We start from the raw sequence: 2,431 nt of genomic DNA on the forward strand, positions 1-2,431 counted from the left end.
GTAAGCGTCAAATAATACACACATTCCATTAGCCCTGGTCCCATGCGATACTCTAATCAATAATGATGAAAGGGTGTCGCTATGAAACGTAAAGAAAAACACGATTTGTGGAAAAAACGCATGGAGGCATACGAAGCCAGCGGGGAGACGATCCCAAAATGGGTATCTAAACAAGATGACATTACAGAATATCAATTCCACTATTGGCGAAAGAAGATCAAGGAAGAAGGAAACTCAGATTCAAGTGATGAGGTAAGCCGCACCTGGACATCTTTTGATGTCCCTACCTTCACCACTACATCCATTGAAGTGAGACTAGATGATCTGTCTGTCTATATTCCTGAAAATGTGAGTGAAGAACATTTGTCTCGTGTACTACGCGTGTTGAGAAATGGATGATCAATCAACGCTCCATTGATAAAGTCTACCTTGCAAAAGGGAGTACAGACTTACGAAAATCCATTGATGGACTTGCGGCTATCGTACAAGAAAGCTTTCAATTAGATCCCTTCTCCCCATGTCTATTTGTTTTCTGTAATAGACAACGAGATAAGATCAAAATCCTTCACTGGGAACATAATGGATTTTGCTCTATTATCGCCGTTTAGAAAAAGGTACGTTCCCTTGGCCAGAAGATTCATCTTCTTCTCCGCAAATGATTAGCCACCGTCAGTTCCGTTGGTTACTTGACGGCCTTTCTATTGATCAAAAATCTGCACATCCAAAAGTTACCGCACAGCGAGTCATTTAATGAATAAATGATAAAGCAAATCGATGAGAGGTGATGTATAATGAAGCTATGAAAACTACAGAAACCACCTCTCAACCTACAACTGAAGAATTAGAAGAACGTGTCTCATCACTTGAGGAACAAAACGCAGAGCTGACGGCAAAAATTAAATGGTATGAGGAACAATTCCGTCTTAGTAAGCAACGCCAATTTGGTACTTCAAGTGAGAAGACAAATGCTGATCAGTTAGAATTGCCTCTTTTTAATGAGGTAGAAATTACTGCTGACCCATCGATTGAAGAACCTACGGTTGAAACCATTACGTACGAACGTAAAAAAACCAAAGGTCAACGTGATAGTAAACTTGAGAACCTTCCGAAGGAAGTTATTAAGTATCGATTACCTGAAGAAGATCAGGTTTGTTTGTGCTGCAATGGAAAGCTACATGAAATGTCAACAGAAGTACGACGTGAATTAAAAGTCATCCCAGCGGAAGTGAAGGTCATTGAACATGTTCAACATGTTTATGCGTGTCGCCGTTGTGAACGTGAAAGCACTGAGACTCCTATTGTTAAAGCTTCTATGCCGAAATCTGTTTTTCCAAAGAGTCTTGCTTCGCCATCTGCGATGGCCTACATCATGAATCAAAAATATGTAGAAGGGCTTCCATTATACCGTCAAGAACAGCAATTTGCTCGTCTTGGTGTCTTTTTGTCACGCCAAACATTAGCTAATTGGGTTCTTTATGGTGCTAATACATGGTTAAACCTCATCTATGATCGAATGTATCAATATCTAATGAATCTTGATATTGCTCATGCTGACGAAACGACGCTGCAAGTGCTACGAGAGCCAGATCGTCCATCAACAGCTACCTCATACTTATGGCTTTATCGTTCTGGACAGGAAGGCCATCCGATTGTATTGTTTGATTACCAGCAAACACGAGCAAGTAAACATCCTAGAAAGTTTTTATCTCCTTTCCAAGGATACTTACATGTAGATGGATATGCTGGATACAATGGAATTCCAAACGTAAAGTTAGTTGGTTGTTGGGCACACGCTCGTCGAAAATTTGATGAAGCTTTAAAGGCTTTGCCTAAAGAACAACAGTCGAAAGATGTCACAGCCAAAGAAGGCTTGAAGTTCTGTAACCAACTCTTTGCGATTGAACGAGAAATCAAAGATTTGTCGTTCTCTGAACGTCATCAAGTACGTCTAGAAAAAAGTCGACCACTTCTTGACGCTTTTTCAGCATGCTTCGCATGCAAACGCCAAAAGTATTACCAAAGAGTGCACTAGGACAAGCGATCAAATACTGTCGAAATCAATGGGATAAGCTAGAGGCTTTCTTAGATGATGGCAGACTGGAAATTGATAATAATAGAAGTGAGAGATCCATTAAGCCGTTTGTGATTGGCAGAAAGAACTGGATTTTTGCCAACACTCCGAAAGGAGCAAAGGCAAGTGCTGTGACTTATAGTATTGTAGAAACTGCCAAAGAAAATGGCCTCAACCCTTATCAATACTTAATGCACTTGTTTGAGGAGCTTCCCAATATAGATGTGAGTGATGAAAAAGCCATTGATCAATTGCTTCCTTGGTCAAACAGTCTTCCGGCTCACTGTCGTATTCAACATGATAAGTAGATTATAAGTTAATCCCCATCTCTATAATAGGTGGGGATTATTTGACGCTTAC

1 protein-coding gene and 2 pseudogenes are annotated in these 2,431 nt (G+C 40.3%); all 3 read left to right on the plus strand.

Going from position 1 to position 2,431, the window contains the following annotated elements; genetic code table 11:
* Positions 1 to 81 precede the first annotated feature (81 nt).
* The 3 genes and pseudogenes from tnpA to tnpC all read left to right on the plus strand — a co-directional run bounded on the left by tnpA (position 82) and on the right by tnpC (position 2,379).
* Entirely contained in the window at positions 82 to 399 is a 318-nt protein-coding gene (gene tnpA / locus JCM9140_RS21790; protein WP_034751745.1) for an IS66 family insertion sequence element accessory protein TnpA, read from the plus strand.
* Positions 396 to 751, plus strand: a pseudogene (gene tnpB / locus JCM9140_RS24780) (IS66 family insertion sequence element accessory protein TnpB). The gene tnpA and the pseudogene tnpB overlap by 4 nt, the downstream one beginning before the upstream one ends.
* Before the next feature lie 48 nt (positions 752 to 799).
* A pseudogene (tnpC, locus tag JCM9140_RS21795) lies at positions 800 to 2,379 on the plus strand (IS66 family transposase).
* The last annotated feature ends 52 nt before the right edge of the window (positions 2,380 to 2,431 follow it).

The organism is Halalkalibacter wakoensis JCM 9140 (genome assembly GCF_000513095.1).
Classification (GTDB): Bacteria; Bacillota; Bacilli; order Bacillales; family Bacillaceae_D; genus Halalkalibacter; species Halalkalibacter wakoensis.

Coding starts and splice junctions, on each gene's coding strand:
- tnpA (WP_034751745.1), top strand. CDS start 82: ATGAAACGTAAAGAAAAACACGATTTGTGGAAAAAACGCATGGAGGCA.